The sequence below is a fragment of the Bradyrhizobium sp. CB82 genome (assembly GCF_029714405.1).
GTDB lineage: Bacteria > Pseudomonadota > Alphaproteobacteria > Rhizobiales > Xanthobacteraceae > Bradyrhizobium.
In genome coordinates this window covers 2,406,097-2,431,604 of record NZ_CP121650.1, presented here as the reverse complement: position 1 = coordinate 2,431,604, position 25,508 = coordinate 2,406,097, and the positions used below count along the sequence as shown (strand labels likewise).

At 62.0% G+C, this 25,508-nt stretch carries 32 protein-coding genes, 3 pseudogenes and 1 riboswitch; of the genes and pseudogenes, 27 read left to right on the top strand and 8 right to left on the bottom strand.

Annotated features, from left to right (window positions below; translation table 11 throughout):
• The first annotated feature begins 31 nt into the window (after positions 1–31).
• Entirely contained in the window at positions 32–421 is a 390-nt protein-coding gene (locus tag QA640_RS11795) for a response regulator (protein WP_283042772.1), read from the top strand.
• A 389-nt stretch (positions 422–810) separates the two neighbouring features.
• Here QA640_RS11795 and QA640_RS11790 read toward each other — a convergent pair whose 3' ends face one another.
• Complete coding sequence (locus QA640_RS11790; protein WP_283040796.1) at positions 811–1,521, bottom strand: Crp/Fnr family transcriptional regulator; 711 nt, start codon at positions 1,519–1,521, stop codon at positions 811–813.
• 157 nt (positions 1,522–1,678) lie between these two features.
• On the opposite strand from QA640_RS11790, the gene QA640_RS11785 reads away from it, so the two are divergent.
• Together QA640_RS11785 and QA640_RS11780 are read left to right on the top strand one after the other, a co-directional pair.
• On the top strand, positions 1,679–2,953 hold the full coding sequence (locus QA640_RS11785) for an IS256 family transposase (RefSeq protein ID WP_283037679.1): 1,275 nt from the start codon (positions 1,679–1,681) through the stop codon (positions 2,951–2,953).
• A 325-nt stretch (positions 2,954–3,278) separates the two neighbouring features.
• Complete coding sequence (locus tag QA640_RS11780; RefSeq protein ID WP_283040795.1) at positions 3,279–3,644, top strand: PRC-barrel domain-containing protein; 366 nt, start codon at positions 3,279–3,281, stop codon at positions 3,642–3,644.
• Between the two features lie 69 nt (positions 3,645–3,713).
• Here the strand turns inward: QA640_RS11780 and QA640_RS11775 are convergent, their stop codons facing one another.
• Positions 3,714–3,905: a hypothetical protein gene (locus QA640_RS11775; RefSeq protein ID WP_283040794.1), complete on the bottom strand. Its 192-nt coding sequence runs from the start codon at positions 3,903–3,905 to the stop codon at positions 3,714–3,716.
• A 291-nt stretch (positions 3,906–4,196) separates the two neighbouring features.
• Between QA640_RS11775 and QA640_RS11770 the strand changes: the two genes are divergently transcribed.
• Both QA640_RS11770 and QA640_RS11765 read left to right on the top strand, forming a co-directional pair.
• A complete protein-coding gene (locus QA640_RS11770) occupies positions 4,197–4,667 on the top strand; it encodes a DNA ligase (protein WP_349253713.1) in 471 nt (156 codons plus the stop codon).
• An 845-nt stretch (positions 4,668–5,512) separates the two neighbouring features.
• Positions 5,513–6,025, top strand: coding sequence for an MOSC domain-containing protein (locus QA640_RS11765; protein WP_283040793.1), 513 nt, complete (start codon positions 5,513–5,515; stop codon positions 6,023–6,025).
• 256 nt (positions 6,026–6,281) lie between these two features.
• Here QA640_RS11765 and QA640_RS11760 read toward each other — a convergent pair whose 3' ends face one another.
• Positions 6,282–7,145 carry a hypothetical protein gene (locus QA640_RS11760; protein ID WP_283040792.1) on the bottom strand — a complete coding sequence of 288 codons (864 nt, stop codon included), beginning with the start codon at positions 7,143–7,145 and terminating at the stop codon, positions 6,282–6,284.
• A 160-nt stretch (positions 7,146–7,305) separates the two neighbouring features.
• On the opposite strand from QA640_RS11760, the gene QA640_RS11755 reads away from it, so the two are divergent.
• The 6 genes and pseudogenes from QA640_RS11755 to QA640_RS11730 all read left to right on the top strand — a co-directional run bounded on the left by QA640_RS11755 (position 7,306) and on the right by QA640_RS11730 (position 11,597).
• Positions 7,306–7,518 (top strand): hypothetical protein, encoded by a 213-nt coding sequence (locus tag QA640_RS11755; protein WP_283043150.1) that lies wholly within the window; start codon positions 7,306–7,308, stop codon positions 7,516–7,518.
• Positions 7,472–7,605 (top strand): annotated as a pseudogene (locus QA640_RS11750) (SOS response-associated peptidase); the annotation flags it as partial. The gene QA640_RS11755 and the pseudogene QA640_RS11750, both read left to right, overlap by 47 nt.
• A 488-nt stretch (positions 7,606–8,093) precedes the next feature.
• A complete protein-coding gene (locus QA640_RS11745; protein WP_283040791.1) occupies positions 8,094–8,294 on the top strand; it encodes a hypothetical protein in 201 nt (66 codons plus the stop codon).
• Between the two features lie 477 nt (positions 8,295–8,771).
• Entirely contained in the window at positions 8,772–9,242 is a 471-nt protein-coding gene (locus QA640_RS11740; RefSeq protein WP_283040790.1) for a GreA/GreB family elongation factor, read from the top strand.
• Positions 9,243–9,258: 16 nt separating this feature from the next.
• Positions 9,259–9,672, top strand: a complete 414-nt coding sequence (gene rnk, locus QA640_RS11735; RefSeq protein ID WP_283040789.1) for a nucleoside diphosphate kinase regulator — start codon at positions 9,259–9,261, stop codon at positions 9,670–9,672.
• Between the two features lie 713 nt (positions 9,673–10,385).
• Positions 10,386–11,597 (top strand): ABC transporter substrate-binding protein, encoded by a 1,212-nt coding sequence (locus QA640_RS11730; RefSeq protein WP_283040788.1) that lies wholly within the window; start codon positions 10,386–10,388, stop codon positions 11,595–11,597.
• Between the two features lie 91 nt (positions 11,598–11,688).
• Here the strand turns inward: QA640_RS11730 and QA640_RS11725 are convergent, their stop codons facing one another.
• Positions 11,689–12,216, bottom strand: a complete 528-nt coding sequence (locus tag QA640_RS11725; protein ID WP_283040787.1) for a PRC-barrel domain-containing protein — start codon at positions 12,214–12,216, stop codon at positions 11,689–11,691.
• Between the two features lie 300 nt (positions 12,217–12,516).
• Here QA640_RS11725 and QA640_RS11720 point away from each other — a divergent pair.
• Positions 12,517–13,015: pseudogene (locus tag QA640_RS11720) on the top strand (ATP-binding protein); the annotation flags it as partial.
• 25 nt (positions 13,016–13,040) lie between these two features.
• Here the strand turns inward: QA640_RS11720 and QA640_RS11715 are convergent.
• The gene (locus tag QA640_RS11715) at positions 13,041–13,268 is read right to left on the bottom strand and encodes a hypothetical protein (protein ID WP_283040786.1); all 228 of its coding nucleotides are present in this window, start codon (positions 13,266–13,268) and stop codon (positions 13,041–13,043) included.
• 240 nt (positions 13,269–13,508) lie between these two features.
• Here QA640_RS11715 and QA640_RS11710 point away from each other — a divergent pair, with 240 nt between their 5' ends.
• The 8 genes and pseudogenes from QA640_RS11710 to QA640_RS11675 form a co-directional block, all read left to right on the top strand.
• Positions 13,509–14,042 (top strand): transglycosylase SLT domain-containing protein, encoded by a 534-nt coding sequence (locus QA640_RS11710; protein WP_283040785.1) that lies wholly within the window; start codon positions 13,509–13,511, stop codon positions 14,040–14,042.
• Between the two features lie 157 nt (positions 14,043–14,199).
• A riboswitch (TPP riboswitch) is annotated at positions 14,200–14,328 on the top strand.
• The gene (locus tag QA640_RS11705) at positions 14,316–15,326 is read left to right on the top strand and encodes an FAD-dependent oxidoreductase (protein WP_283040784.1); all 1,011 of its coding nucleotides are present in this window, start codon (positions 14,316–14,318) and stop codon (positions 15,324–15,326) included. Its footprint overlaps the riboswitch before it by 13 nt.
• 7 nt (positions 15,327–15,333) lie before the next feature.
• Complete coding sequence (gene thiS, locus QA640_RS11700; RefSeq protein ID WP_283040783.1) at positions 15,334–15,531, top strand: sulfur carrier protein ThiS; 198 nt, start codon at positions 15,334–15,336, stop codon at positions 15,529–15,531.
• Positions 15,532–15,690: 159 nt separating this feature from the next.
• Entirely contained in the window at positions 15,691–16,473 is a 783-nt protein-coding gene (locus QA640_RS11695) for a thiazole synthase (protein ID WP_283040782.1), read from the top strand.
• Entirely contained in the window at positions 16,460–17,104 is a 645-nt protein-coding gene (locus tag QA640_RS11690; RefSeq protein ID WP_283040781.1) for a thiamine phosphate synthase, read from the top strand. The genes QA640_RS11695 and QA640_RS11690 overlap by 14 nt, the downstream gene beginning before the upstream one ends.
• Positions 17,105–17,181: 77 nt before the next feature.
• Entirely contained in the window at positions 17,182–17,457 is a 276-nt protein-coding gene (locus QA640_RS11685) for a hypothetical protein (protein WP_283040780.1), read from the top strand.
• A 10-nt stretch (positions 17,458–17,467) separates the two neighbouring features.
• Entirely contained in the window at positions 17,468–19,366 is a 1,899-nt protein-coding gene (gene thiC / locus QA640_RS11680; RefSeq protein ID WP_283040779.1) for a phosphomethylpyrimidine synthase ThiC, read from the top strand.
• 104 nt (positions 19,367–19,470) lie between these two features.
• Positions 19,471–19,731, top strand: a pseudogene (locus tag QA640_RS11675) (mismatch-specific DNA-glycosylase); the annotation flags it as partial.
• Positions 19,732–19,898: 167 nt separating this feature from the next.
• Here the strand turns inward: QA640_RS11675 and QA640_RS11670 are convergent.
• The gene (locus tag QA640_RS11670) at positions 19,899–20,243 is read right to left on the bottom strand and encodes a hypothetical protein (RefSeq protein ID WP_283040778.1); all 345 of its coding nucleotides are present in this window, start codon (positions 20,241–20,243) and stop codon (positions 19,899–19,901) included.
• A gap of 257 nt (positions 20,244–20,500) precedes the next feature.
• On the opposite strand from QA640_RS11670, the gene QA640_RS11665 reads away from it, so the two are divergent.
• A complete protein-coding gene (locus QA640_RS11665; protein WP_283040777.1) occupies positions 20,501–21,196 on the top strand; it encodes a glutathione S-transferase family protein in 696 nt (231 codons plus the stop codon).
• Between the two features lie 112 nt (positions 21,197–21,308).
• Here the strand turns inward: QA640_RS11665 and QA640_RS11660 are convergent, their stop codons facing one another.
• On the bottom strand, positions 21,309–21,743 hold the full coding sequence (locus tag QA640_RS11660; protein WP_283040776.1) for a hypothetical protein: 435 nt from the start codon (positions 21,741–21,743) through the stop codon (positions 21,309–21,311).
• A 382-nt stretch (positions 21,744–22,125) separates the two neighbouring features.
• Here QA640_RS11660 and QA640_RS11655 point away from each other — a divergent pair, with 382 nt between their 5' ends.
• From QA640_RS11655 to QA640_RS11645, 3 genes are all read left to right on the top strand, one after another.
• Positions 22,126–22,509, top strand: coding sequence for a RidA family protein (locus QA640_RS11655; protein WP_283040775.1), 384 nt, complete (start codon positions 22,126–22,128; stop codon positions 22,507–22,509).
• Positions 22,510–22,702: 193 nt separating this feature from the next.
• Entirely contained in the window at positions 22,703–22,960 is a 258-nt protein-coding gene (locus QA640_RS11650; protein ID WP_283040774.1) for a hypothetical protein, read from the top strand.
• 243 nt (positions 22,961–23,203) lie between these two features.
• Positions 23,204–23,455 (top strand): hypothetical protein, encoded by a 252-nt coding sequence (locus QA640_RS11645; RefSeq protein ID WP_283040773.1) that lies wholly within the window; start codon positions 23,204–23,206, stop codon positions 23,453–23,455.
• Between the two features lie 212 nt (positions 23,456–23,667).
• Here the strand turns inward: QA640_RS11645 and QA640_RS11640 are convergent, their stop codons facing one another.
• On the bottom strand, positions 23,668–24,156 hold the full coding sequence (locus QA640_RS11640; RefSeq protein WP_283040772.1) for a J domain-containing protein: 489 nt from the start codon (positions 24,154–24,156) through the stop codon (positions 23,668–23,670).
• An 89-nt stretch (positions 24,157–24,245) separates the two neighbouring features.
• Here QA640_RS11640 and QA640_RS11635 point away from each other — a divergent pair, with 89 nt between their 5' ends.
• The 3 genes from QA640_RS11635 (at position 24,246) to QA640_RS11625 (ending at position 25,503) form a co-directional block, all read left to right on the top strand.
• Positions 24,246–24,413, top strand: a complete 168-nt coding sequence (locus QA640_RS11635) for an SDR family oxidoreductase (protein WP_283040771.1) — start codon at positions 24,246–24,248, stop codon at positions 24,411–24,413.
• Between the two features lie 195 nt (positions 24,414–24,608).
• Entirely contained in the window at positions 24,609–24,854 is a 246-nt protein-coding gene (locus tag QA640_RS11630) for a helix-turn-helix domain-containing protein (protein WP_283040770.1), read from the top strand.
• A gap of 121 nt (positions 24,855–24,975) precedes the next feature.
• Positions 24,976–25,503, top strand: a complete 528-nt coding sequence (locus QA640_RS11625) for a collagen-like protein (protein WP_283040769.1) — start codon at positions 24,976–24,978, stop codon at positions 25,501–25,503.
• Positions 25,504–25,508: the final 5 nt, after the last annotated feature.

Genomic DNA, 25,508 nt, shown 5'->3' with positions numbered 1-25,508 from the left:
GACGTAGCAGGGAGAACGAGAGGTGGAACCGATGACCCACCACAGCGAGCCCTGCCGCGTTCTGATCATTGAGGACGAGTACCTCCTTGGAGATGATCTAGCAAAGGCTCTTCGACTGCTCGGCGTCCATGTGATCGGACCGATTACCGAGTTCTCCGACGCGATGTCTGTCGAACTCGACGGCTTTGATGTAGCCGTAATCGACATCAATCTGCGTGGACATTCCGCCTATCCCATAGCGGACGAATGCATGCGCATGGGAAAGCCGTTCATCTTTACGACCGGCTATGGCGAAGAGAGCATTCCTCACCGCTTCCGGCACGTGCAGCGATGGGAGAAACCATATGAGATTGAGAAAGTCACAGCTAACGTCGCCGAGCTGTGTGCGCGAGCCCCGGGCCTAATAACCTCAGCAGCTTGAGGTTACTCGGCTACCCGTGCAGCTTACCCAGTTGCTCGATGCTTTCGCAACTTGCATGTTTTTCCCGGTGAAAATTAGTATGTGATATGGCGGTCCACCGCGCAGACTGGCAGCGTTGCCGAAGAATTGGGGCGCTGTCGGGAGCCATAAAAATGAACAACGGGAAGTCTCAAACTCGGTTCTTAGTTCGGGAAGGGGGCAAAGGGTGGATGGTTTACGATCGGGAACGGAAAGGCCCAGCACTGATTGGGACTGATTTGGCCGCCAACCTGACGAGAGAACAAGCCAAACACGTAGAGCGTGACCTTATCGATGGGGGAAACCTGAAGGGCATCTCGCGTTTGAACACCGAGCACCCGTGACGGTCCGCTCACCAAGAGCGGCTTTGTCTAAAGCTCCTCACCATACATGCGATCTATCCTGCGTCGCATTACGGTGTAGCATTCGCAGGCAACGCTCTCCAGTCCTGTTCGCTTGATCTCCAGCATACCGCGACGGTCCGCCTTGATAGCGCCGGCTGCACGAAGCCTGCTCATCGTCAGCGTCACCGTCGTCCGTCTCACTCCGAGTAACTGCGCAAGCGCGTCCTGCGTTAGTTGAATTGTCTCACCCCCGACGCGATCGTGCAGTTCGAGCAGCCATCGCGCCATTCGGCATTCGACGGGATGCACTGCGTTGCAAGCCGCCACATTTTGAAGTTGGAGGAGTTGTGTGCGGAGATGAAGTCGCAGAATGCGCTTGACCGCGGCGCTTCGGTCAAACGCCAACTGCAATTGTGAAACGGGTATCTGAAATGCACTTCCAGCGGCATAAGCCCTTGCAGTCACAGGCGACTGTGAGGGACTTAGAACCGAGAGTACGCCGACTGCTCCTTCGGACCCCATGAGCGTGGAAGCCACAATGTGTCCATCCAGCATTTCAACTAGAAAGGCAATGGCTCCGCTCATGGGAAAATAGACCTGTTTGAATTCATCTCCGGTCCGCACCAATACGGCATCGAACCCGAAGGACATTTTTTGAAGGTGCGGCGCGAGCAAGTCGAAGTCCGCAGGAGGCAATGCCGCCAAAAGCCTATTCCCAGAGCTGGTTGGGAGGGCCATGGTCGATGCCACCTCGCCGAAACACACATAACACCGAACCCTGAACACCCGTTCGCGCGGGGATGTCCCGGGTTCTGTTGAATTTCTGAAGAGGTCGGCGTTGCCCACCTTGAGCCGGTAGGCTCGGGGTGCTGATTCCACAAAGGAGAGCAACGCCATGACGAGAGATATCACACCGGCTGGTTGGCCGGCGACCGGGGCTGTGGACGAAGCGTTTGCAGAAGTGCGGGCGAGCTTCGATCGGTTCTGCCTTGCGGCAGGGATCGAGGCGCTCGGCACGATGATGGAGGCGGATGTCACGGCGGCCTGCGGGCCGCGCCACGGTCGCGACGCGGCGCGGCGGGCGCACCGTTGGGGCCGAACGCGGGGACGGATCGGCTTCCACGGCGGCAAGATCGAGGTCGAGCGCCCGCGGGTCCGGGGCGTGGACGGCCGCGAGGTCACGATCCCGAGCTGGGAAACGGCGGCGGAGGAGGACTGGCTCGGTCGCTGGGCGATGAACCTGATGCTGATCAATGTGTCGACGCGCCGGTTCGGCCGCGCTGTCCGGCTGCCCGAGGGTGACGTGCCGGCACCGCCCGGATCGGGGGTTTCGAAGTCGGCGGCCTCGCGGAGGTTCGTAGCGCTGTCGGCGGCGCGGCTGGCCGACTTCATGGCTGCCGATCTGTCCGCGCTCGACCTTCTGGTGGTCCAAATCGACGGGCTGCATCTCGGCGACGATCTCGTGCTGGTGGCCGCGATCGGGGTTGACGGCGAAGGCAACAAGCATCCGCTGGCGCTGGTGGAAGGGGCGACCGAGAACGCCGCAACGGTTCAGGCCCTGCTGGACAACCTGGTCTCGCGCGGGCTCGACCCGACGGTGCCAAGACTGTTCATCGCCGACGGCGCGAAGGCGTTGTCGAAGGCGATCCGCCGCACCTTCGGTTCGGCCGCTGCGATCCAGCGCTGCCAGATCCACAAGGCGCGCAACATCATGGAACGCCTGCCGAAAGAGCATCATGCGGCCACCCGTCGGGTGCTGCGCCAGGCCTGGGAGCTCGATGACGCCGACAAGGCTGAAAAATTGATCCGCAATCTCGCGCGTCGACTCGACCAGCAATGGCCCGGCGTAGCGGCCAGCATCCTCGAAGGCCTCGACGAAATCCTGACTGTCGTCCGGTTGAAGCTGCCGAAGGAGCTTCGTCGATCGCTCGCTTGTACCAACATCGCCGAGAACATGATGGGCACCATTCGCCGCGTCACGCGCAACGTCAAACGCTGGCGGGATGCCGGCATGGCCTTGCGATGGGTCGCGGCCGGCATGATCGAGGCCAACAAGGGCTTCCGACGATTGAAGGCGCATAAGCAATTGTCGGTTTTGCGTGCGGCCCTTCAAGCTCGCCACAATCGCATGACGATCAACCCCGTTGCCCACGTCACGAGGGCCGCGTAACATTCATTCCGGCAACGTCGGCCCGACGTAGTTCAACAGCGATCGGGACATCCCCGTTCGCGCAACATGTTCCTTTTAGTCAAACGGACGGAGATGCTGATCGATCTGAGAAAGCCCCTCAATGCAAATCGTAGCGATGCCTCCACGCACGAATGTGGACCGATGCCCGAACGATGTTGAATAGTCGCGGATCTGGGGCTTGGCGCACTATCGCGGAAGCCGGTTATGACGAGGGCAGTTTAACGACGTGCCGAACTGATGGCGGCATACTGAGGAACGAGCGAATGAGCCAGGGGTTGACCTTCCCATCAAAGGAGGACTTCGCATGGCTTATGAAAAGCGCGAAACAGGAAGTTTGATCGGCAGCGACAAGGTCGAAGGTACGGCCGTCTATGGCGCTGACAAGGAGCGCATTGGTTCGGTCGAACGGGTCATGATCGACAAGGTCAGCGGCAAGGTCGCTTACGCGGTGCTAGGCTTCGGCGGTTTCCTTGGCATTGGCGACGACCATTACCCGCTGCCATGGCAATCACTCAAGTACGACACCAACCTCGGCGGCTACGTCACCGGCATGACCGATAAGCAGCTAAGCGGTGCGCCAAAATACAGGAATGAGAGTAGCTGGAATTGGTCGGACCCTTCGGTGGCCAGGTCGGTCGACGACTATTACCGCGGCATTCCGGCGCCGTGAGTGCGGTCGCAGCGAGCTGCAAGCTGAGCAACGATGCTCGCTGCGTTCCCCCCAAAACGCAACCAGCATCTACTTGGGTGGCTGCAAGCCCGGTGATGTCAGCCATTCATTTATGTTGGAGGCAGTTTCGATCTGACGGAGTTTGCGTTCCAGCAGATCGCGCTGGGGTCCGGGTTCTACATTTTCAAATACTGCTTCGAGACGCGCTTTCTCGGCGCTCAACTTCTCGTCGAATGAATGGGGCTGCGAGCGTCGTCTCATGGCGCTCTCCTTTCCCTTCTGTGCTTCGGGCGGGAGCGCAACTTTGCGATCTCATCACCGATAGTTGCCACGAACCGCACGGCGACAAATGACAATTCGGCTCGATGCTGAAAGGTTGCTGGATTTTCCAAAGACGGAACTAGGGCAATCTCTATCGTGCGCGCCTAGTTTTCCGATGTTTTCATTCGAGTTTTGCATGCCTAGCAAAGGCGCGGCGGTCCCGAGCGGACCCGGCTTCACGAAGTAAAATACGATGGGTATCGCCTCTGCCTGGAGCGCGATGGCGACCGCGTGCGCCTGATCACGCGCGGTGACTGCAATTGGACCAGCCGCTATCCCTGGATCGTCGAGGCCGCGCGTAAGGTCCGCCAGAAGCACTTCGTGCTCGACGGCGAAGCGGTCGTGCTCGGCGTCGTCGATGGCGTCTCCGATTTTGACGCGCTGCACTCGCGCAAGCACGATCACGAGGTGCAGCTCTACGCCTTAGACATTCTCGCGATGGGCGGCGACGATCTGCGCTCTCTGCCCTTGCACCTGCGCAAGATCAGGTTAGAGGGGCTTCTAGCGCGGCGCCCGGATGGCATCGCGGTGGCGCCGTTCGAGCGGGGAGAGATCGGTCCCGATCTCTTCCGCGCTGCGTGCCGCATGGGGCTTGAGGGCTTTATCTCGAAACATCGCGATCGACCGTACCCCGGCGGCCGGCAGAAGCACTGGGTCAGGGTCAAGAAGCGGCAGCATCCGGCGATGGAGCGGGAGCTGTAAACCCCGAGGCAGGCCGCACTGTCTCGCTTTATCTAACCGAATTACATTCTTGGAAGTAGGACGACAGCTCAAGGTGAGCGAGGTGCTCCCAGTATTCTGCTTCGGCGAGGAGCCTCCACTTATTCATGCTGTTATACGCGGCCTGTTGACGACACAGCGAGCCCATCGCGCGTAAGCGTCGCACCTTCTCCACTGCGAACCTCCCTTCGGGCATTGTTTTCACGAGCCCGTTGTTTGTGCTGTCTGAGTTAAAGTCTCGCAGATTGACACGACAAGTAATAGCCCGGTGTTTGACGGCCAACGATGACAGCGCAATCGTCTGACTTTTTGCCTTGAGGCCGAGCGTTGACGAGATAGAAAAGCGCAGCGCAGAATGAAGGCGCTCTTCCGAGCCGCAAGCCCCCCAATGTCGGAAGCGCTGATTAGGAAGGTGACGGCTCCAGTCCCACAACTGGAGCCGTCCTTTTTTGGGCCCCGGACAAGCAAAGGCCGCTCGTCACGTGCGCACCAGCAAAGCGCACTCTTCATTTCAGAACTGCAACTATATTTGTGAGGCAGCTTCCGTTGGATGATGGTTACCTTGTGATCACGCCGGGCCGTGCACGTTTGATCCCGATCTATTTTGGCTCGGCGCATTGCACTAAAAAGACCGCCTTCCGGGCGGTCTTTTTTGCGCGTGCCTAGGGCGATTGGCAGGCGGCAAAGAGAGACCATAAGTTCGCCCCCTGACCCGCAGCACATAGGCGACCGGATCGGGTTCGCCACTAACCCAGAAGAGTTACTTACCTATTTTCTCCCGCACTGGTGGCGACCGGGCGTAGGCTACTATTCTCAGGGGACGTGCGATGCTGGACAAGACCACCCACGGACGGGCGCAGACATCTGTCAAACTCGGATGGACCGGCGTGATCCGCTTCATCCACGTAACTTCGCGCGCGTTTCTGCCAATGCGCGCCGTGTCGGAGGTCACTTTGATCGCCGGCAAAGGCATTGAGGGCGATCGCTACTTGATGAAGGAAGGGTTTTATTCGCCCCTGCGCAAGGAGGGCGACCAGATCACCTTGTTCGAGTTCGAGACGTTGATCGCACTCAGGCACGAGCTTGGGATCGAGCTCGGCCCAGAGGAGCACCGGCGCAACGTGACAGTCGAGGGCGTGCCGCTAAACCATCTGGTGGGCCGTCGCTTCTGGCTCGGCGAAACAATGTTGGAAGGGACCGAGCTTGTGGAGCCGTGTGGGCATGTCGAGAAGATCACCGGCAAGACGATCTCCAGACACTTGATCAATCGCGGTGGGCTGTACTGCAAGATCTTGCAGGGCGGCCTTGTCAGGGTCGGCGACCCCGTTCGGAGTGTATGACCGTAGTTGCCTTTCTGGTGAGATAGATCCTTGCCATACGAGCCCAAACCAATACCCATCGACCACCTGCCCGCGAGAAATGCGAGCGCGAGATGATGCTGCGATGGCGGCGATGCTCGGCCTCCCCCTGCCGGAGGTCATCTTCGGTCGCGAGTGGAAGCTGCTGAGGCGGCGGCGCGACATCGGACTGGGTGTCCGTCATCGCTAACGGCGGCGGCGCGCCCACATGGCGTGCTCTGCGGCAGCACCTTACCCTTTAGCAGCCTCGGCAAATCGTGAGATTGGGCTTCAGTTTCTCAATTTCTGCTTGATCGCCCAGCGACTGTATCGCCGATGGTCCCTCGGCAATATCGGGCTTTTGCCTGACCTTGGACTGTTTTGGGCGAGGCCTTATGGGCGGCGGCTGGCCTGTCTCCTCGCCGTCGTCGATACCTACGGTAAAGCCATCGGGACCGGGCTCCTGTGACGGAGACGGCTTGCCGATGCGCGGGTTGGGCAAAATATTGTAGATGCCCGGCGTGGGTAAAATGTTGTCGATGGCCGGTGCCGGCGCGTGTTTGTCATTGGCAGGCGGTGGCGAGTTCTTGGCGGCTGCGGATCGTGACGAACCTTTGGCGGTCGCTGTTCGCGCTGGAACGTCGTCGGTCGCCATTGGCGGAGAAACGTTTTTGGTGGCCGGTGGCGGCGAACTTTTGGCGGTCGCCGTTCGCGCTGGAACTTCGTCGGTCGCCTTTGGTGGAAAAACGTTTTTGGTGGCCGATGGCGACGAACCTTTGGCGGCCGCCGATGGCGGCGAGGCAAGGATCACGGGCGGCGGATACATCGGAACTTCTGGCGCCATTGTCGGCGGAGGCGACGAACCTTTGCCTGTCGCCGGGTTGCTGCACACATTGAGACCGCCCCAGTGGCACGTAGCCGCTGGTGGCGAACCTTGGTCGGTCACCGGGGGCGGCGGGGCCAGTGAAGTTTGACATCGAGCGCCGCCATGCAGCCAAAAACTGACAAACAACAACCCAACGGCAAATAATGCAGCGCTTTTCAATCGCATTCTGCAATCCGCTTCGCTGTTGAAATCATTGGCCCTTAGCTGCGAGCAATATTGGCTCTTAGCTGCGGGCAATATTGACTACTCACATCGCGATCAAAAGGTGACCAAAATAGGGAGAATGCACTGGGACCGATGCGGGTTACTGGCATCCTGAAGTACGCCTGGCCTTCTGCATCGCTGAGACGCAAGCCATCGCGGGAAGGCCGCACTTCGTGTCGGGGATCATCGGCGGGTGGGTACATCGTCCGACAAGGCGATGCCGGTGATCCCGACGCCGCCAAGCGCGATCGCGATCGTTCGCGTCTCGGGCACAGAGACCAGCCAGGTTCTGATGCGACTGGCGGGAGAGTTGCCGAAGCCGCGGCTTGCCCACCGGGTGCTGCTGCGGGACGCGACCAACGACCGACGAGGAGCGCGACGTGTGGATGCGCGCGCTGTGGGATGAAGCGAAGGCGTTGCAACGGCCTTGCCGGATGATGCGCTCAAGATTGTGATGCGTGGGGCGGAGAAGGAAGATCGGGCGGCGGCTTAGGTCGTCGCTCTTTGATTTAGATCAACGTGCTCGACTTTTGTCGGGTGACTTGTCGGGGCATGAAGCTGGGCGAAGAACCACATCACCCGGGAGAGGACAAGTCGCCACCCAAGCCATCGCGACGAGAAGAGGTTCGCCGGATCATCGAACAGTACGCCGCAGACCTTCGAGGGATCGTCAAGAACCTTCGCCGGAAGCTCAATTAGCGGTCGCGCTCTTCCGCGTGGCGCTTCGTCGGCAACTTGCAGCCGATGCCCGGCATCCTCCCAACTATCCAGCGCCAGTAATCCGCAACACTTCAGCCGGAGATGATGCTAATGCGCTGGGGCTTGCTTCAGCGCGTTCCTGACCCGGAACACGGTGAAGAAGAAAGTGACGAGCGTTGCACATTTACAAGCCGGGGAGACATCCCAGATACTAAGCTGATCGGTCAAGACGGAAAACTATTTGATAATTGCTTCACTATGATTTTGCGGGGGGAGTGAAAGATGTTTGATGTCTATCGCAATGATAAGCGCGACTTGCTCGTCTTAAGCAAAGGCTCTGCGATACCTACTCTCAGCTCTAGGCATAAGTGGCGAAAGAGCAGAAGAAGCGTTTCCAAAGTCAGCGACGAGATAAGGTCAGCCGTTCAGCGACAAGGGTATTACGTCCGTAGCTTGCGAGCTATCAAGAAGGGGACGATCTAGGTCCGAGTACGCCAGGCATCGTCGGAAAACGGGAAAATTGCAACTTTAGCCTATGGCTTCCTGACGACCACGCCGAATGCCGTGGTCGAGCCGATCCAGCCGAAGGCCATGCTGGTGATCCTGACGACCGACGAGGAGCGCGACGTCTGGATGCGCGCGACGTCTGGATGAAGCGAAGGACGTGTCCTCGCGTAGAACAGATCCTAGGCTCCCATCGGGAGCGCTGCGGGATTGTAAGGTATGCGCTCTTTGGTCGCGATACAGGACAAGGCGAAAGGTCCTATGGTCGCCACGACATGATACACGTCCTTGACATCGATCCGCGCATTGCGCGCCGTTGCTTGCACGCCGGACGCCTCCAAGCAGGAGCTTAGCCGGACGGTAGTCGGTGCCGTCCGGATACCCCCTTCCTTCATCAAACAGATTTGGTGTGTGGCTCTCCCGCGAGGGGAAGCCCAAACAAGGAGGCATGTCGTGATGACCCCCTACATCCCGGACATCACTCTTCCGGCGTCTGACCATCGTCGCTTGGAACGGCTCGCGCAGGTGGGCGCAGATCAAGGCGACGTGGACGCTCGTTTTCTGCTGAGTGAGATCAACCGTGCGGAAGTCGTCCCTGATCGTGCAGCCAGATTGGACAGCATCGTCACCATGGGTTCGTGGGTGACGTTCTGGATCAACTGGGGCTTCCCTCGCGAGACGAGGCAACTGGTGTACCCCGAAGACTACACGTCCGAGCGCACCCAAATCCCCGTGATGTCACCATTGGGCGCAGCATTGGTGGGACTGAAGGTTGGAAGCGAAATCCCCTTCTTCAACGCAGGGCGCACGAACGTCGTCAGGATCGAACGCGTCAGTCGAGCTGGGCCGGATGATGTCGTCAGGGCTCTTTTTAGCAAATCCGGTGAAGTCTTTGATGACGATGATCCAGGGCCATCAGCCGCTTAGGAAAGGAGAGAAGGTAATGAGCAAGTCCAATCGCAGGAACAACCCTGAAAGCGCATTGCCGCCTATCACGGTGCTGGAGGACGAGGCTAGGCGTCTCAACGCTCTCGCCAGTTCGAGCGCGATGCTCTTCCCGCGCGTGGCCCATTTCCTTGCACAGGAAATGGAACGCGCAAGTGTGGTGGCGGACAATTCCGATCTGCCGGGCGTGGTCCGCATGGGGTCGCAGGTCCGGTACTGCGATGACAAGTCCGGTGAAGTCCGGGACGTGGTGTTGGTGTATCCGCACGAAGCGGACATAACGCTAAAGCGCGTCTCGGTTCTTACGCCGGTCGGAGCTGCATTGATCGGCCTGTCGGTTGGCCAAGCCATCGAGTTTCAAACGCCGGGCCACAACAAGCGTTCGTTGACGGTGCTGGGCGTGTCCAACTGAAGGAGGCGTTGCTATGCGCGACGTTTCTACCAAACAGGCCGCCTTAACGGTCATCGGTATCACCGTCGTTTTGGCTGGCATGCTCTATCTTGCGACCTTCTTCAAGGTTTGAAAGTTCGACCTGCAACTTGGTCCCTCTCGGTCTATGATCGAGCTGGGGCCATTGGCGGAGGCTGGAATCAATAAGGCAAAGGTCGCGCTTTGGCGAACCAATGATCGGTGTCACTTGACAACAACCGCGCCCGCTCGCGGGCGCAAGCGCTTGCGTCGCGTGGGCGCGGGGGTTGATGCTCGCTTTCTCTGGCCGCTAGGACACTGGCACTATCGGCGCTGGCCCCGTCGGGCACTGGCACTATCGGCTCTGGTCCTACGGTCTTCGTGGTGCGAGAGGCCGTCTCGATCAACCCGACATTGATATAGACCCGCGCATGCGGCGGATCCAACTCACCACTAGGTGAGATGGGAGTTAGGTCTGCAGCTCGAGCTGCCCAGTCAGGAGGTATGCCCAACCGATGGATCGGAAGGCCCGGTGCGCCGCTGCGTGGCGAGAACCATCTCCCGCACGGTGTTCAGACCGGGAGATGGTTGGAACCCTGTCCCCTTCCCTTTTTGCATTCCGCCATGACGGGGAGTGCTTAGCTGCAGCCGCCGATAGCCGCTAGAACCGTTCCCGTAAAACGAAGCCAAAGAACAATCGAAAAGGGAGAACAACCATGCACAAACTGTTTGCCGCGGTCGCGGCATCCCTCGCACTTGCGGCCAGCGGTGGCGCAGCGCAGGCGCAGATCTCCGACGACCTCGTCAAGATCGGCGTGCTCACGGACATGTCGAGCCTCTATGCGGATGCCACCGGCAAGGGCTCGCTCGCTGCGGTGCAGATGGCGGTTGCCGATTATGGCGGCAAGGTCGCCGGCAAGCCGGTCGAGGTGGTCGCCGCCGACCACCAGAACAAGCCCGACGTCGGCGTCAACATCGCGCGAAACTGGTACGACAACGAGAAGGTCGATGCGATCTTCGACGTGCCGACCTCCTCGGTGGCCTTGCCGATCTCGGCGCTGACGCGCGAGAAGAACAAGATCAACATCAATTCCGGCGGCGGCTCCTCCGACATCACCGGCGTCGCCTGCTCACCCAACACGGTGCACTGGACCTACGATACCTATGCGCTGTCGAACGTCGCGGGCAAGGCGATGGTCAAGCGCGGCGAGGACACCTGGTTCTTCGTCACCGCCGACTACGCTTTCGGCCAGGCGCTGCAGCGCGACGCCGCCAACGTCGTGAAGGAAAGCGGCGGCAAAGTGCTCGGCGACGTCCGCCATCCGCTCAACTCCTCCGACTTCTCCTCCTTCCTGCTCCAGGCGCAGGCTTCCAAGGCCAAGGTGGTGGCGCTCGCCAATGCCGGCGGCGACACCACCAATGCGCTGAAGCAGGCGTCCGAGTTCGGCCTCACACAGGGCGGGCAGAAGATGATCGCCCTCTTGCAGGAGATCACCGACACGCATTCGCTCGGCATCAAGTCGACGCAGGGCCTGATCATCACCGATGCTTTTTATTGGGACATGAATGACGAGACGCGCGCCTTCTCAAGACGCTTCAACGACAAGGTCGGGCACATGCCGACCATGATCCAGGCCGGGCTCTATTCGGCCACCATGCACTATCTGAAGGCGATCGAGGCCATCAAGACCGACGAGGCGCCGAAGGTGATGGAGCAGATGCGCGCCACCCCGGTCAACGATTTCTTTGCCAAAAGTGGCAAGATCCGTATCGACGGCCGCATGGTGCACGACATGTATCTGTTCGAGGTCAAGAAGCCCGAGGAGTCCAAGGGCGATTGGGACCTCTACAAGCTGATCGCGACCGTGCCGGGCGACGAGGCGTTCCGCCCGCTCGACAAAGGCGGCTGCACGCTGGTGGGGAACTGACGTCTCTTGTCCCACTCGTGGAGCATGTGAGGTACGACAACGCGCCCGGACAAACCGGGCGCGTTGCGTTTGAGCGATCAGCTGAGCCGCATTACTCGGAGTACTTGAACTCCGGCATGTTCTTCAGCTCGTCCTTGGTCGCATTGAACACGGCGTGGTCCGGGTACCATTTCGATGTCGATGGCGCCGGGGCGGCCGGCGCGGTATTCGTCGCGGCGCCCGTGGTCGTCGACGATGGCGGGCTGCCAGGCGGCCTGGTGTTGCTGGCGGTGCCGCTATAGGAGACCGGCTCGGTCGAGAACTTCACCTTGTCGAATGGCACCGCGACGAGGTGCTCGCCCATGCCGAGGAAGCCGCCGACGCCGAGCACGACGAGCTTGATGTTGCCGCTCTTGTCCATCAACAGTTCGTTGATCGAGCCGACGCTCTCGTTGGCATCGTTATAGACCTTCAAGCCCACCACCTTCGAGGCGCGCCAGTCACCCGACGCCGAAGTCGTTGCCGTCGTCGTGGCGGCCGCGCTCGGTGCCTTGTCGGTAGTCGTCGGATTCTGGGCGAACGCGACAGTTACAAGCAGCGCGGAACCGGCAAGGCCGGCCGCGATCGATTTCATCAACATGATGTCCTCTCCTTGATCTCCACTGATCGAAAACTTGTGTGGAGAGAACCGCGCATATCGGCCAGCGGTTCCAAAGATGCGGCAATTTCGTCACGCGTTTCGCGCGCGTTGCATCGCGAAGCCAAGTTCCGCGCGAAGGAGATTTTTGGGTCGAACGCGAAGGCACGCACAGTTCCCCGTCGACTCGTCAGGCGCCCTGGGAGAGGTGTGAGAGGCGACGGGGACTGCACCGATCTGGTGTCGCGATCAGGTCTTGTAGTCGATGAGCAGTGCGGAGATCTGCGAGCCGCTCGACGAGCTGTTCGCGCGATGCTGGAATCGGTGCTCTCGCTGCTCTCGCTGCTCCGCAACGACCGCAAGATCGAGGCGGTGACGCTGGTCGACATCGTAAGCACGCATCGCCGACCAGTTCGCCGACATGGGCCACACCGTGCACTACGACGGTCCCGCGCAGGCGACCGCCGCGGCGCGTCCCGACGATCTGCATCGCGGCATCACCAACCTCGTCGAGAACGCGGTGCGCTTCGGCGCCGAGGTCACGATCCGCCTCGACGTCGCCGGCACCAAGCTGACCATCGATGTCGAGGACGACGGTCCCGGCATTTCCGACGCGCGCGAGCAGGAGATGCTGGAGCCGTTCGTGCGCGGCGACGACGCGCGCAACATGGACGACACCACCGGCTTCGGGCTCGGCCTCTCCATCGCACGCGCGATCGCGATCGCCCATGGCGGCGAGCTGTCGCTGCATGACAGGCAGCCGAGCGGCCTGATCGTGCGCATGCAGCTGCCGGTCTGGCAGCCCAACCGCTGGCCGCGTGAGTACTTCAGGCGGCGAGCGCGTGCTCGGGAGTCGGCTCGTCGTAGATCGCGATCGCCTCGAAGCGATAGCCGCAGGCGCGGCATTTCCAGAGATAGGAAACCCGGCCATTGCCCGGCTCGATCCAGTCAGGCTGCGCGATCGGCATGCCGCACTGGGCGCAGGGGTTTTGCCTGGGGATCTCGCCGATGTCCGCGTGAGTCAGGTCTGATTGCATCAAATCTGATCTGGTCATGGCACGTCTCCCGATACGTGTTTCTTATCTGTTGTTGGGCAGATGCGCGAATGGACAGGTCCGCTGTCGCGTGCGGCTCTCAGCCTGCTGCCAACACCTCACCTGCAGCAAACTTAACGCATGTTTAAGTCGTAAAGACGACGGCGCGACCGAAATCTTTGACGGCGTCGTTTCGCCACATCATCGCCGTGTTCCGCAGGCCTAACGCGGGCGCAGGTCAATTGAACCAAGAGATATTCGATGAAAGCTTTATTCGTTGCCGCCGCAATCGCGGCCGGACTGTCATTGTCGCACGCTGCAGTCGCGGGCGAAGCGGAGTACGCTGAGATGGTTGCGGCGCATGCGCGCGCGAACGGCGTGCCGGAAGCGCTGGTGCATCGCGTCATCATGCGAGAGAGCCGCTATCAGCCGCATCTCATCGGCCATGGCGGCACGATCGGGCTGATGCAGATCAAGCTCGCGACCGCCCGTGGGGTTGGCTACACCGGCGACGCCGCCGGCCTGCGCGATCCCCAGACTAACCTCACCTATGCCGTAAAATACCTCGCCGGCGCCTATCGCGCCGCCAATGGCGATTACGGCCGAGCCATTCGTTATTATGCAGGCGGCTATTACTATGCCGCAAAGCAGCAGCGGATGCAGATGGCGCAGCAGGCCGCTAGCTTCGACAATGCGTGGCTCGAGCCGAACGGCAATCCGCAGCCGGTGTTCGCCCCGCGGAAAAGGCTCGCGCGAAACGTCGCCAACGCCCGCGCGCAGGTTCCCCACAACTGATCGTCATTCCGGGGCGGTCCGCAGGACCGAACCCGGAATGACGAGATTCCACAATGCGCAACTGCGCATTGGGGTTCGATGCTGATGTATCGCCCCGGAATGACGGCAGTTGACTGCCGCGTATCCGTTGACACACAGCGTCACTGGCATACATTAGCGCCGTTCCGAGGGGTGCTCCGAGGAGGAGCTGAGATACCGCTAAATGGGCAAGCCCGCCCAGGACCGCGGTGACCCTTTGAACCTGATCCGGGTCATGCCGGCGAAGGGACAGGGATGTACCAGACGACCAGACGACCGGAATCACCGGTTTCCATCATCGGCGCAGGCATCGCAGGGGCTTGGCAGGCGCTGTTATTCGCGCAGGCCGGCCACGCTGTCACTCTGCACGAGCGCAGTGACGAGGGCCTGACGCACGCCACCAGCCACTGGGCCGGGGGCATGCTCGCACCTTATTGCGAGGCCGAGGTGGCCGAGCCCATCATCAGCCGGCTGGGCCTGCGCTCCCTCGACATCTGGCGGCGCGAATTGCCGGATACGCCATTCAACGGCTCGCTGGTCGTTGCGCTCCCTCGCGAGCGCAACGATTTCGAGCGCTTTGCAAAGATGACCGAAGGCCACCAGCGGCTCGATGCCGTCGGCCTTGCCGCGCTGGAGCCGTCGCTCGAAGGGCGCTTCCGCGAGGCGCTGTTCTTCCCGACCGAAGGTCATGTCGAGCCGCGCCGCGTGCTGCCGAAACTGCACGAGCGCATCCGCGCCGCCGGCGGCACCATCAAGTTTTCCAGCAACGTCAGCGCGAGCGATCTCGACGGCATCGTGATCGATTGCCGCGGCCTCATCGCACGCGACGAGCAGCCGGGCTTGCGCGGCGTCAAGGGCGAGATGATCCTGATCGAGACCAGCGAGGTGCAGCTCGCGCGCCCGGTCCGGCTGATTCATCCGCGCTGGCCGCTTTACGTGATCCCGCGCGAGGCGGGCCTGTTCATGCTCGGCGCGACCTCGATCGAGGCCGAGGACACCGGCGTCAGCGTCCGCTCGGCGCTCGAGCTCTTGGGCGCGGTCTATGCGGTGCACCCCGCTTTTGGCGAGGCGCGAATCGTCGAGTTCGGCTCGGGTCTTCGTCCCGCCTTCCCCGACAATCTGCCGCGCATCGGCGTTCGCGGCGACAGGATCGCGGTCAACGGGCTCTACCGCCACGGCTTCCTGATCGCGCCGGCGCTCGCCGAGCTGACGCTCGCCTATGTCGAGCGCGGCCAGATCGACAATGAGGTGATGCAATGTGCGTGATCGTCCAATGCGTTTGATCATCAACGGCGAGCAACGCGAGGTGAGCTCAGTCAGCGTCGACGCGCTGCTCACTGAGCTCGACTACGAAGGCACGCATTTCGCCATCGCGCTGAACTACGACGTGGTGCCGAAGAGCCGCTGGGCCGAGACCGAGCTCAAGGCCGGCGACGAGGTCGAGATCATCACGCCGCGGCAGGGAGGATGATGGGATGGACACAATGCGCTTTCCACACACTCCGCCGTCATCGCCCGGCTTGACCGGGCGATCCAGTACGCCGCGGCTTCTCCGCATCACGGCACGGCCTCTGGAATACTGGATCCCCGCTTTCGCGGGGATGACAGGGTCAATCGAGGAAACACCGTCATGGTGACCTTCTACGGCAAATCCTTCTCCTCCCGCCTTCTGATCGGCAGCGCGCTCTATCCTTCGCCGGCGATCATGCAGGCCGCGATCCGCGCATCTGGCTCGAACATCGTCACGGTATCGCTGCGGCGCGAGGCGGCCGGCGGCAAGACGGGCGACGCCTTCTGGAACCTGATCCGCGAGCTCGACGTCACGGTGCTGCCGAACACCGCCGGCTGCCGCAGCGTGCGCGAGGCGGTGACGACCGCGAAGCTCGCGCGCGAATTGTTCGGCACCTCCTGGATCAAGCTGGAGGTGATCGCCGACAACGACACGCTTCAGCCCGACGTCGTCGGCCTGGTTGAGGCCGCCACCATCCTGATCAAGGACGGCTTTGAGGTCTTCCCCTATTGCACCGAGGATCTCTCCGTCGCGAACCGGCTGGTCGATGCCGGCTGCAAGGTGGTGATGCCGTGGGCCGCGCCCATCGGCAGCGCGAAGGGCATCACCAACCGCGATGCGCTCAAACTGCTGCGCGAGCGGCTGCCTGACATCACGCTGGTGGTCGATGCCGGCCTCGGCGCACCGAGCCACGCGGCCCACGCGCTCGAACTCGGCTACGACGCCGTGCTGCTCAACACCGCGATTGCCAAGGCCGCAGATCCCGTCGCGATGGCCAACGCCTTCCGCCTCGGCGTCGAGGCCGGCCGCACCGCTCACGAGGCCGGGCTGATGGAAGCCCGCGACTTCGCCTCCCCGTCAACCCCTGTCGTTGGGACCCCGTTCTGGCATGCCGTATCCTGATCGCCACGCGTATCCCGATCGCCACGCGTATCCTGATCCCTTCTATGCGGTCGTCGACAGCCTCGCCTGGGTCGAGCGCCTGGCAAAGCTCGGCGTCGGCACGATCCAGCTCCGCGCCAAGAATCTGAACGATGCGGAAGCGCTCCAGATCGTCACCGACGCACTCGCGGTGACGAAGGGCACGCAAGCCAAGCTCGTCGTGAACGACTATTGGCGCGCGGCGATCGTCGCCGGCGCAAAGCATCTGCATCTCGGCCAGGAGGACCTGGTCGACGCCGACCTCAAGGCCATTCGCGACGCCGGCCTGACGCTCGGCATCTCGACCCATGACGACGACGAGCTCGCGACCGCCCTCGCCGCCAATCCCGACTACGTCGCGCTGGGCCCGATCTTCTTCACGACGCTGAAGTCGATGCGCTTCGAACCGCAGGGCATTCCAAAGATCACGGAATGGAAGCGGCGCGTCGGCAGCATCCCGCTGGTTGCGATCGGCGGAATCAAGTTCGAGCACGCCGCGGAGATCTTTGCTGCCGGTGCGGATTCCATAGCCGTCGTCAGCGACATCACGCAGAATGCCGACCCCGATGCGCGGGTGCGGCAATGGCTCGGTTACCGCAAGGAGGCCGCGTGATGCTCTCGCACCACCGTCATTGCGAGCGCAGCTGTCAGTCCCTCATCCTGAGGAGCGCGGAACGCGCGTCTCGAAGGATGAAGGCCCGGCTCTCGGCCTCGCCCTTCGAGACGCGCGGGAAGAGCGCGCTCCTCAGGGTGAGGGTCTACCAGTTTTTCTCGATTGCTCGACGGCCAGCGTTCCTCGCAATGACGGAAAAACATGCCGGCGTCATCGCCCGGCTTGACCGTGCGATCCAGTACGCCGCGGCCTATCCGTTCAACCGCACGGCCTCTGGAATACTGGATCCCCGCTTTCGCGGGGATGACAGCGTATATTGTGTCTCGCGCAGCGATGCCAACGAATTGAGTTAAGGAGGATCTCATGAACATCCACTCCAACCCCGACAAGACCGTCCCCGCCGTCACCACCGGCCCGCTGCCCTCCTCGCGAAAAATCTTTGCTTCGCCCGATGCGGCGCCTGATCTGCGCGTGCCGCTCCGCGAGATCATCCTTTCCGAAGGCGCCGGCGAGCCGAACCTGCCGGTCTACGACACCTCCGGCCCCTACACCGATCCGTCCGTCACCATCGACGTCAACGCCGGCCTTGCCCGCAACCGCAAGGCCTGGGTGTTGGAGCGCGGCGGCGTCGAGGAATATGAAGGCCGCACGATCAAGCCGGAGGACAATGGCGGCGTCTCCACCGAGAAAGCCGCGCGCGCCTTCTCGGCCTATCACAAGCCGCTGCGCGGCCTCCCCGGCCACAAGATCACGCAGCTCGAATTCGCCCGCGCCGGAATCATCACCAAGGAGATGATCTACGTCGCGGCGCGCGAAAACCTCGGCCGCAAGCAGCAGCACGAGCGCGCGGAGCAAGCGCTGGCTGACGGCGAAAGCTTTGGCGCCGCGGTACCGGCCTTCATCACGCCCGAGTTCGTGCGCTCCGAGATCGCGCGCGGCCGCGCGATCATTCCGAGCAACATCAACCACTCCGAGCTCGAGCCGATGATCATCGGCCGTAACTTCCTGACGAAGATCAACGCCAATATCGGCAACTCGGCGGTGACGTCGTCGGTGGAGGAAGAGGTCGAGAAGATGGTGTGGGCGATCCGCTGGGGCGCCGACACCGTGATGGACCTTTCGACGGGCCGCAACATCCACACCACACGCGAATGGATCTTGCGCAACTCGCCGGTGCCGATCGGCACAGTGCCGATCTATCAGGCGCTGGAGAAGTGCAACGGCGATCCGGTGAAACTCACCTGGGAGCTCTACAAGGACACGCTGATCGAGCAGTGCGAACAGGGCGTCGACTACTTCACCATCCACGCCGGCGTGCGCCTGCAATACATCCACCTCACCGCCAACCGCGTCACCGGCATCGTCTCGCGCGGCGGCTCGATCATGGCGAAGTGGTGCCTGGCGCATCACAAGGAGAGCTTTCTCTACACGCATTTCGACGAGATCTGCGACCTCATGCGCAGATATGACGTCTCGTTCTCGCTCGGCGACGGCCTTCGCCCGGGCTCGATCGCGGATGCCAACGACCGCGCGCAGTTCGCCGAACTGGAGACGCTCGGCGAACTGACAAAAGTCGCGTGGGACAAGGGCTGCCAGGTCATGATCGAAGGCCCCGGCCACGTGCCGATGCACAAGATCAAGATCAACATGGACAAGCAGTTCAAGGAGTGCGGCGAAGCGCCGTTCTACACCCTCGGGCCGCTGACCACCGACATCGCGCCGGGCTATGACCACATCACCTCAGGGATCGGTGCGGCCATGATCGGCTGGTTCGGCTGCGCCATGCTCTGCTACGTGACCCCGAAGGAGCATCTCGGCCTTCCCGACCGCAACGACGTCAAGACCGGCGTCATCACCTACAAGATCGCCGCCCACGCCGCCGATCTCGCCAAGGGCCACCCGGCCGCGCAACTGCGCGACGACGCGCTCTCCCGCGCCCGTTTCGAATTCCGCTGGACCGACCAGTTCAACCTCGGCCTCGACCCCGACACCGCCAAGAGCTTCCACGACGAGACCCTGCCGAAGGAAGCCCACAAGGTCGCGCATTTCTGCTCGATGTGCGGCCCCAAATTCTGCTCGATGAAGATCACCCAGGACGTGCGGGATTACGCGGCGACGCTGAACGATCCGGCGGCGGTGGGCATGTCGATGGCCGGCACCATCGAGGACGGCATGGCCAAGATGAGCGAGAAGTTCAAGGAGATGGGGAGCAACGTGTATCTGGATGCGGAGACGGTGAAGGAGAGCAACAGGGCGTTGTGATGACGACCGCTCTCGGTATCCCATGCAAGCAAGGCCGGGCTTAAGCCCGGCCTTTTTCCAGCTGAAGAATGTGGCGCCGATCCCAACCACGCAAACCATCTGTTCACCAGATCCAGGCAGCATCGATCGACGTGCCGGGGTTTCGGATCAAGATGGAGAGGTATCGTCCGAAGACGATCGCCTTCACCAGCAAGAAGGCAGCGGGCCTGTTTTACGGAAAGCCATCCGCGGCGATCTCGCTGGGGAGGCAGCAATCGGACGGGCAATTTCCCGAAATGTTCGTGCTCGCCTCACCATCCGGCGCCGCGTCCGGTCATTGGACGTTGCAGCCATGGCGCGACCTTGCAGCGTGGGTCGCAGCGTAGGGTGAGGTAGGTAGCCCGCGGATGCGCGAAGCGCAGTCCGCTAGGCGTAGCACCCACCACTGTCGATCTCCGCGAAAGCAGAAGAGTGAGCTACGCCCTTGCGCCTTCATTCGTAGAGAGACCGAACTTGTCAGCGGCTAACCCAGCCTTACTCACTGTCACGTTTGTCAGGGCACCTTGATCTGCTTGCGCGACGTCGCACCGATCACCTCGATGCCGAGTTTGCCGCGCGCATGGGAAATGTCTAGGCTGACATGATAGGGGGCTTGCATGGGCAGTCCGATACCGCTTTGACATCCGACGACCTCGATCCCCCAGTATTCCGGCTGGTGAATGTAGATCAGCGGCTGCAACTCGACCTTCATGGTCGCCCATGGCTTAATGCCACTGACGATCAGGAAGAATGTATTGGGCACGATCCCAGGGACCACGTCGGCATCTTTGAATGATATGAGCCTGCAAGTGCTTGAATGAGGTAGCGCTTCCAGCTCCTTGAGATCACTCTCTTTCATGGAAAGCTCCTACTGAAATCGATGACCATGGGCTGCTTTCGCCGCACACTAATACAATCTTTGATTGCATTCAAGGATTATCGCCCGCAGTACGGCTGTGGCTGATTCATCATACTACGCGGTGAAATCCTGGCGGTGGGGCGCCGCCCTACGGCGCATCTCGAACGAAGATGCCGAGCAATGGCGTGCGCTGATGGGGCATTGCTTCAGCCGCCAAGCACCCGCATGATGGTTCCGCAGACCGATGGATCCCGCACATGCTGACCCTCTATTCCTACCCGGAACTGTTCGGTGTCGCCGACAACAACGGCTACGGCCTCAAGGTCTACGCCTTCTTCAAACTCGCGGGCGTGCCGTTCGTGCATGAACACGTGTTCGATGCATCCGCCGCGCCGCGCGGACAATTGCCCTATATCGTCGACGACGGCGAGACGATCGGCGACAGCGAGACGATCATCGCGCATGCAATCGCAAAATATCGCCTGACGATCGATGCCGCGCTGTCACCGGAGCAGCGGCGCACCGATCACCTCATGACGCGCATGTTAGATGATCTCTACTGGGTGATCTCGTATTCGCGCTGGAAGGACGAGCGCTACTATCCGGCGTTTCGCGACGCCTTCATCGCGCAGCATCCGCAGATCAATGCCGAGGGGCTGGAGCAGGCGAAGGCCTACAACGCGCAGCGCTATCATTTCCAGGGCATCGGGCGCTACACGCCCGATCAGGCCTATGCGCGGGGGCTCACCGATCTGAAGGTGCTGGCGGAGATCGTGCCTGCGAGTGGCTTCGTGCATGGCTCGTCGCCGACCAGCATCGATGCCGGCATCTACGGCTTCATTGCGAACATCTACTTCTTTCCGATCCCGACGCCGCTGAAGGCGTTCGTCGATGCGCACCAGAATCTTGTTGCGCATTGCGAGAAAATTCATGCAGAGGTGAGCGGATCGTGAATCGTAGGAGTGAATCGTAGGGCGGGTTAGCCGAAGCGTAACCCACCTCTTGTCTCGAAGCGCGGAAGGCAAAGAGGTGGGTCACGCTTCGGCTAACCCGCCCTACGCACCGCTATCGCATCGTGATCGCAAGGCCGCTGAGGTCCGCATTCGCCATCAGGCCTACTTGCGTGCCGGACAATTCCAGCACGGCGCCCTTCTGGTTGGTGAGCACGATGGCGCGAGCGCCGGCCCCCACGGCCAGGCCGGCACCGGCGGCGCCGTAGACGCCGGCGACATCGGAGGGCCGGAAGATGTTGGAAACGCGGCCGCGCAGCACGGTCTTGGAGCCGCCGAACACGAGGCCATAGTCGAGGCCGCCGGTCGAGAGCGGATAGGCGCGGCCGCGGAAGTTGAGAACGCCCGAGCCGCCCGAGCCGCCGATGATCCAGCCCGCCTTGTAGATCGTCAGCGTCACGAAGCCGCTGTCGGCCTGCGCGGCCGTGGAAAGACCGGCGAAGGCGATGACGGCGACGAGCGCGGCGCGCAAGGTGGATGCGAACTTCATGGGATGGCTCCGGACATGGTTTGGCAGGGGAAAGCGAATCAGGACGCGAGACTCTATCCGCTGGATCGCGGCGGCAAGATGTTCGGGGGGTGCGCGTCCCTCGTCCCACTGCGGGGACAGGGGGAAGGATGAAGCGCCATGATGACATTTTGCCGGTGATTTGCCCGACGCGTCAAGTCATTTTCGTAAAATCCGCAACGACAAGCCGACCCATCGACTCCTTTGCATGGGGTTGTTTTCGATTTTTTGGTCGGCGCGGGCCGGCGCCGGGTTTGCGGGGCGGTCTTTCCCGGCGATCGGGAGCGGCAAATGCGGTTGCAACGGCCCGGCATGTCGCTACGCTCATACGGGCGACGCCACCGTCCATGATCCGAGGTGACCCATGCCGATCCAGCATTTTGCACCGCCGCCGCACGTCAAGGCGCCGCCGCTGTCCTTCGCCACCCGCGTCGGCGACTTGCTGTTCATCTCGGGGATTCCCGGCTTCGATGCCCATGGTGCCTTGCCCGAGGGCTTCGAGGCGCAGTTCGCCAACGTCGTCATCAACATCAAGCGGGTGCTGACGGAAGCGGGCGCGACCACGCATGATCTCGCCAAGGTCAACGTGCTGCTGACACGCGCCTCCGACGTCGCGCCGATGAACGCGCTCTATGCCGGCGCGTTCGGTCCGCCGCCCTATCCGGCACGCACCACTTGCGTGGTGCATGCGCTGCCCGACCCGAGAATGCTGATCGAGATCGAGGCAGTCGCGTCGCTGGCGAAGTGAGGCACGGCCTGCGCGCGAACGAAGGCGCGTTCTCATTGTCGTCCTTGCTTTCTCCGGAACGCCCCCGAAAGAACCGCGTCGTTACTTCCCCGCAACTGACATATGCGTGAACGACGGCGGCATCGGCTTGCAACGAGCCCGCTTTTGCCGCACGAGTTTTTGCGGACTTTCACGCGTCAAAAGGGGATATTCAATGCGTCGCGTTCTCTCTGTTTGTGCCGTCGCCGGCATTGCCTCGTCGGTCTTTGCCGTGCCGGCGTCCGCCAAGGTCGGCTATTATGTGATCCGCTGGGACAACACCGGCATCTGCCAGATCTGGAACGAGGACCTCCGTTACAAGCCGACGGAATGGCCGTCGACCTACAAGGTGGTCAGCAAGTCATTCCCGACGTTCACGGCCGCCAATGACGTGCAGCTCAAGCTGCGGGCCGAGCGCCGCTGCACGCTGTAAGCGGAAAGCAGAGATCATCGATCTCAAGGGGCGGATGCGCGAGAGCGTCATCCGCCTTTTCGTTGACGGCCTCGTTGACCCTCATTTCCAGCCACATTTCCTGCGTTCCTGCGACCCGGCTTTGAACCTGTTGCGCCCAGGGAACTACTCACCAGTTGTCCGGGCCACATCCTCCAACGGCCCGCACCACCTCCCCGGACATTGTCGGGAGGAGCATCACATCTTTCATTTGAGGAGCTATCCATGCGTCGTTTTTTCATGCTCTGTGCCGCTGTCGGCGTTGCTGCTGCCGCCTTCGTCGCGACCAGCCCCGCTGAGGCCGGCTATCACCTGATCCGCTGGCAGAACACCGGGGTCTGTCAGATCTGGGACGAGGGCATTCCGACCACACCGTGGCCGTCCGACTTTCATCGCGTCAGCCACTCCGTGCCAACCTTCGTCGACGCGCTCGCCCTGAAGGAGCATGCGCTGAAGAGGGGTCACTGCACCCTCTAGGCTTTCGTCGATCTGCGGATTCTTTGGGAAGCCGGGCAAGGGCGCGAGCCGCGTCCTTGCCCATTCGCGTTTTTGACAGGGACAGTTCGATGCGCATTGCAATGACGAGGGCTGCGGTTCTCGGTCTGTCGCTTCCAGGGCTCGTGGCGCCGGCGCAGGCGGAGGCGCCGCAATCCTTCCGCGCTACGTCTGTGTGAACAGGAGCTGGAGCCTCATGCGTCCTTGTGCGCACCGGGATGGATCAAGACGTCCCGCGCGGCGGCGAGGTCGAGGAAGGCCTGCTCGCTGCCGCCGCGGTCGGGATGCATGGTCTTGGCGAGCCGGCGATAGGCCTGATGGATGTCGTCGCACGTGAGCTGCACCGCGAGCGGCAGGCCGAGCGTGCGGCGCGCACGTTCTTCGCTGGTCAGCTTCTTCGGCGGCGCGTTGCGGCGGCCGAAGCGCGGCGCGGTCAGGCCGTGGATCACCTCGAGCACGACACCGAGGCGGCGCTGCGCCGCGACCGTGATGTCGTGGGCTTCGCCGTCATGGGCGGCCTGACGCAGGATCGGAATCGCCTGCTCTGCGGCCTGGCGCAGCGTCGTGTCGGTGCTTACACGTGCGATCTCGGCCGCAAGCCGGCCGGCCTCGTCCCAGTCGACGGTGTGGGCGGTCCGCAAGCGTTCGAGGGCCAGCTTCCAGGATTCAATCCGGTCCATCATGCGCGCAACATCTAGCAACGAAAGCGAGTATGCCAAGCGCGGCGTTTCCGACGTCTTAATTTCGGGTTAGCCTTTCGCGAAACTTCGACATGAATCCGGCTCCCTCGCTGGTGCAGACGTTCCTCAGGCACACCCCGCTCGGACGCACCGGCAAGCCCGCGGATATCGTCGGACCTGCGAACTTCCTGGCATCGGATCTGTCGGCCTACGTCGCCGGCACAATCGTGATGATGGATGGCGGCTGCAGGACGGTGTGATCGTGGCACAGAACGCTGCGCAGCTTCTGCCAATCGCGGCCGCTTTGCGGCTATCCAAAGGTCATCTTGGTGCATTCGGCCGCTGTTAACCATTCATTAACCAAACCCGGTCACCGTAGAACTACGTACTTTTGGCTTGTTTGTTCTCGATCCGCTTCCAACGATGGAAACGGGCGTTGGTCGGGAGGTGTATTGATGACCACTGTTCATGTCGCGTCGCCGCAGGGCGCGCAATTTCTTGCTCCCAATGAAATCGTACCGCTCCTGATCGGTGCGACCGTCGGCGAGGTCGAGCGCGAGCTTGTGCTGCAGACGCTCGCCCGCTGCGACGGCAACCGCACGCGTGCCGCGCGCGTGCTCGGCCTCTCCGTGCGCACGCTGCGCAACAAGATCCGGATCTACGCGGCCGAAGGCATCGACGTGCCGGCATATCAGGATTAACGCGTGGCACGTCGGCGTCCCTCGTGTTTGATGTTAATCGGACTCGTCGGACCGGCCCCGCGCAATTGCTGCTGTCGTGAAACGCCGCTAATTAACGGGCTTCTGGATCAGGAGCAGCGGCGTGGCAGACGATCAAAGACGTCAGGGACCTCCGGGTCCGCGTGGGCGGCAGGGCGAGCCGGGACGGCCGGGCCCGCAGGGACATCCCGGACGGCGTGGCCCTGACGGCACACGCGGCAAGCCCGGGCCGCAGGGCAAGCCAGGACCGGTCGGGAAGGTCGGACCGCAGGGCAAACCCGGTGCGCAGGGCAAGCTGGGCGAGGCCGGTCCGCGCGGACCTGCCGGTGCGCAAGGGGCGGCCGGACCGCAGGGACCGGTCGGTCCGCAAGGCCCGCGCGGCGAGGCCGGGCCGGCCGGTCAGTTGCCCTCGATCGAGCAGGTGCTGCCATGGCTGGAGCGGCTTTTCGATGCGTGGGATGAGCGGCGACGCCAGCGCGAGCGTGAAGCCGCCGAGCGCGAGGTGCTGGAAACTGCCGTCCAGGACGACGGCGATGCCGATATCTTCGCTGACGACGCGAGCGAGGAGACGGACGAGGACAACCACAGGAAAAAGAAGAAAAAGAAGAAGCGCGATCACAAGGACAAGTAGGCGCG

What these genes read in the sequence shown, in the direction of transcription:
- QA640_RS11795 (WP_283042772.1), top strand. Translation starts at nt 32, where the DNA reads ATGACCCACCACAGCGAGCCCTGCCGCGTTCTGATCATTGAGGACGAG.
- QA640_RS11790 (WP_283040796.1), bottom strand. Translation starts at nt 1,521, where the DNA reads ATGGCCCTCCCAACCAGCTCTGGGAATAGGCTTTTGGCGGCATTGCCT.
- QA640_RS11785 (WP_283037679.1), top strand. Translation starts at nt 1,679, where the DNA reads ATGACGAGAGATATCACACCGGCTGGTTGGCCGGCGACCGGGGCTGTG.
- QA640_RS11780 (WP_283040795.1), top strand. Translation starts at nt 3,279, where the DNA reads ATGGCTTATGAAAAGCGCGAAACAGGAAGTTTGATCGGCAGCGACAAG.
- QA640_RS11775 (WP_283040794.1), bottom strand. Translation starts at nt 3,905, where the DNA reads ATGAGACGACGCTCGCAGCCCCATTCATTCGACGAGAAGTTGAGCGCC.
- QA640_RS11765 (WP_283040793.1), top strand. Translation starts at nt 5,513, where the DNA reads ATGCTGGACAAGACCACCCACGGACGGGCGCAGACATCTGTCAAACTC.
- QA640_RS11745 (WP_283040791.1), top strand. Translation starts at nt 8,094, where the DNA reads ATGTTTGATGTCTATCGCAATGATAAGCGCGACTTGCTCGTCTTAAGC.
- QA640_RS11740 (WP_283040790.1), top strand. Translation starts at nt 8,772, where the DNA reads ATGACCCCCTACATCCCGGACATCACTCTTCCGGCGTCTGACCATCGT.
- rnk (WP_283040789.1), top strand. Translation starts at nt 9,259, where the DNA reads ATGAGCAAGTCCAATCGCAGGAACAACCCTGAAAGCGCATTGCCGCCT.
- QA640_RS11730 (WP_283040788.1), top strand. Translation starts at nt 10,386, where the DNA reads ATGCACAAACTGTTTGCCGCGGTCGCGGCATCCCTCGCACTTGCGGCC.
- QA640_RS11725 (WP_283040787.1), bottom strand. Translation starts at nt 12,216, where the DNA reads ATGTTGATGAAATCGATCGCGGCCGGCCTTGCCGGTTCCGCGCTGCTT.
- QA640_RS11715 (WP_283040786.1), bottom strand. Translation starts at nt 13,268, where the DNA reads ATGACCAGATCAGATTTGATGCAATCAGACCTGACTCACGCGGACATC.
- QA640_RS11710 (WP_283040785.1), top strand. Translation starts at nt 13,509, where the DNA reads ATGAAAGCTTTATTCGTTGCCGCCGCAATCGCGGCCGGACTGTCATTG.
- QA640_RS11705 (WP_283040784.1), top strand. Translation starts at nt 14,316, where the DNA reads ATGTACCAGACGACCAGACGACCGGAATCACCGGTTTCCATCATCGGC.
- thiS (WP_283040783.1), top strand. Translation starts at nt 15,334, where the DNA reads ATGCGTTTGATCATCAACGGCGAGCAACGCGAGGTGAGCTCAGTCAGC.
- QA640_RS11695 (WP_283040782.1), top strand. Translation starts at nt 15,691, where the DNA reads ATGGTGACCTTCTACGGCAAATCCTTCTCCTCCCGCCTTCTGATCGGC.
- QA640_RS11690 (WP_283040781.1), top strand. Translation starts at nt 16,460, where the DNA reads ATGCCGTATCCTGATCGCCACGCGTATCCCGATCGCCACGCGTATCCT.
- QA640_RS11685 (WP_283040780.1), top strand. Translation starts at nt 17,182, where the DNA reads ATGAAGGCCCGGCTCTCGGCCTCGCCCTTCGAGACGCGCGGGAAGAGC.
- thiC (WP_283040779.1), top strand. Translation starts at nt 17,468, where the DNA reads ATGAACATCCACTCCAACCCCGACAAGACCGTCCCCGCCGTCACCACC.
- QA640_RS11670 (WP_283040778.1), bottom strand. Translation starts at nt 20,243, where the DNA reads ATGAAAGAGAGTGATCTCAAGGAGCTGGAAGCGCTACCTCATTCAAGC.
- QA640_RS11665 (WP_283040777.1), top strand. Translation starts at nt 20,501, where the DNA reads ATGCTGACCCTCTATTCCTACCCGGAACTGTTCGGTGTCGCCGACAAC.
- QA640_RS11660 (WP_283040776.1), bottom strand. Translation starts at nt 21,743, where the DNA reads ATGAAGTTCGCATCCACCTTGCGCGCCGCGCTCGTCGCCGTCATCGCC.
- QA640_RS11655 (WP_283040775.1), top strand. Translation starts at nt 22,126, where the DNA reads ATGCCGATCCAGCATTTTGCACCGCCGCCGCACGTCAAGGCGCCGCCG.
- QA640_RS11650 (WP_283040774.1), top strand. Translation starts at nt 22,703, where the DNA reads ATGCGTCGCGTTCTCTCTGTTTGTGCCGTCGCCGGCATTGCCTCGTCG.
- QA640_RS11645 (WP_283040773.1), top strand. Translation starts at nt 23,204, where the DNA reads ATGCGTCGTTTTTTCATGCTCTGTGCCGCTGTCGGCGTTGCTGCTGCC.
- QA640_RS11640 (WP_283040772.1), bottom strand. Translation starts at nt 24,156, where the DNA reads ATGATGGACCGGATTGAATCCTGGAAGCTGGCCCTCGAACGCTTGCGG.
- QA640_RS11635 (WP_283040771.1), top strand. Translation starts at nt 24,246, where the DNA reads ATGAATCCGGCTCCCTCGCTGGTGCAGACGTTCCTCAGGCACACCCCG.
- QA640_RS11630 (WP_283040770.1), top strand. Translation starts at nt 24,609, where the DNA reads ATGACCACTGTTCATGTCGCGTCGCCGCAGGGCGCGCAATTTCTTGCT.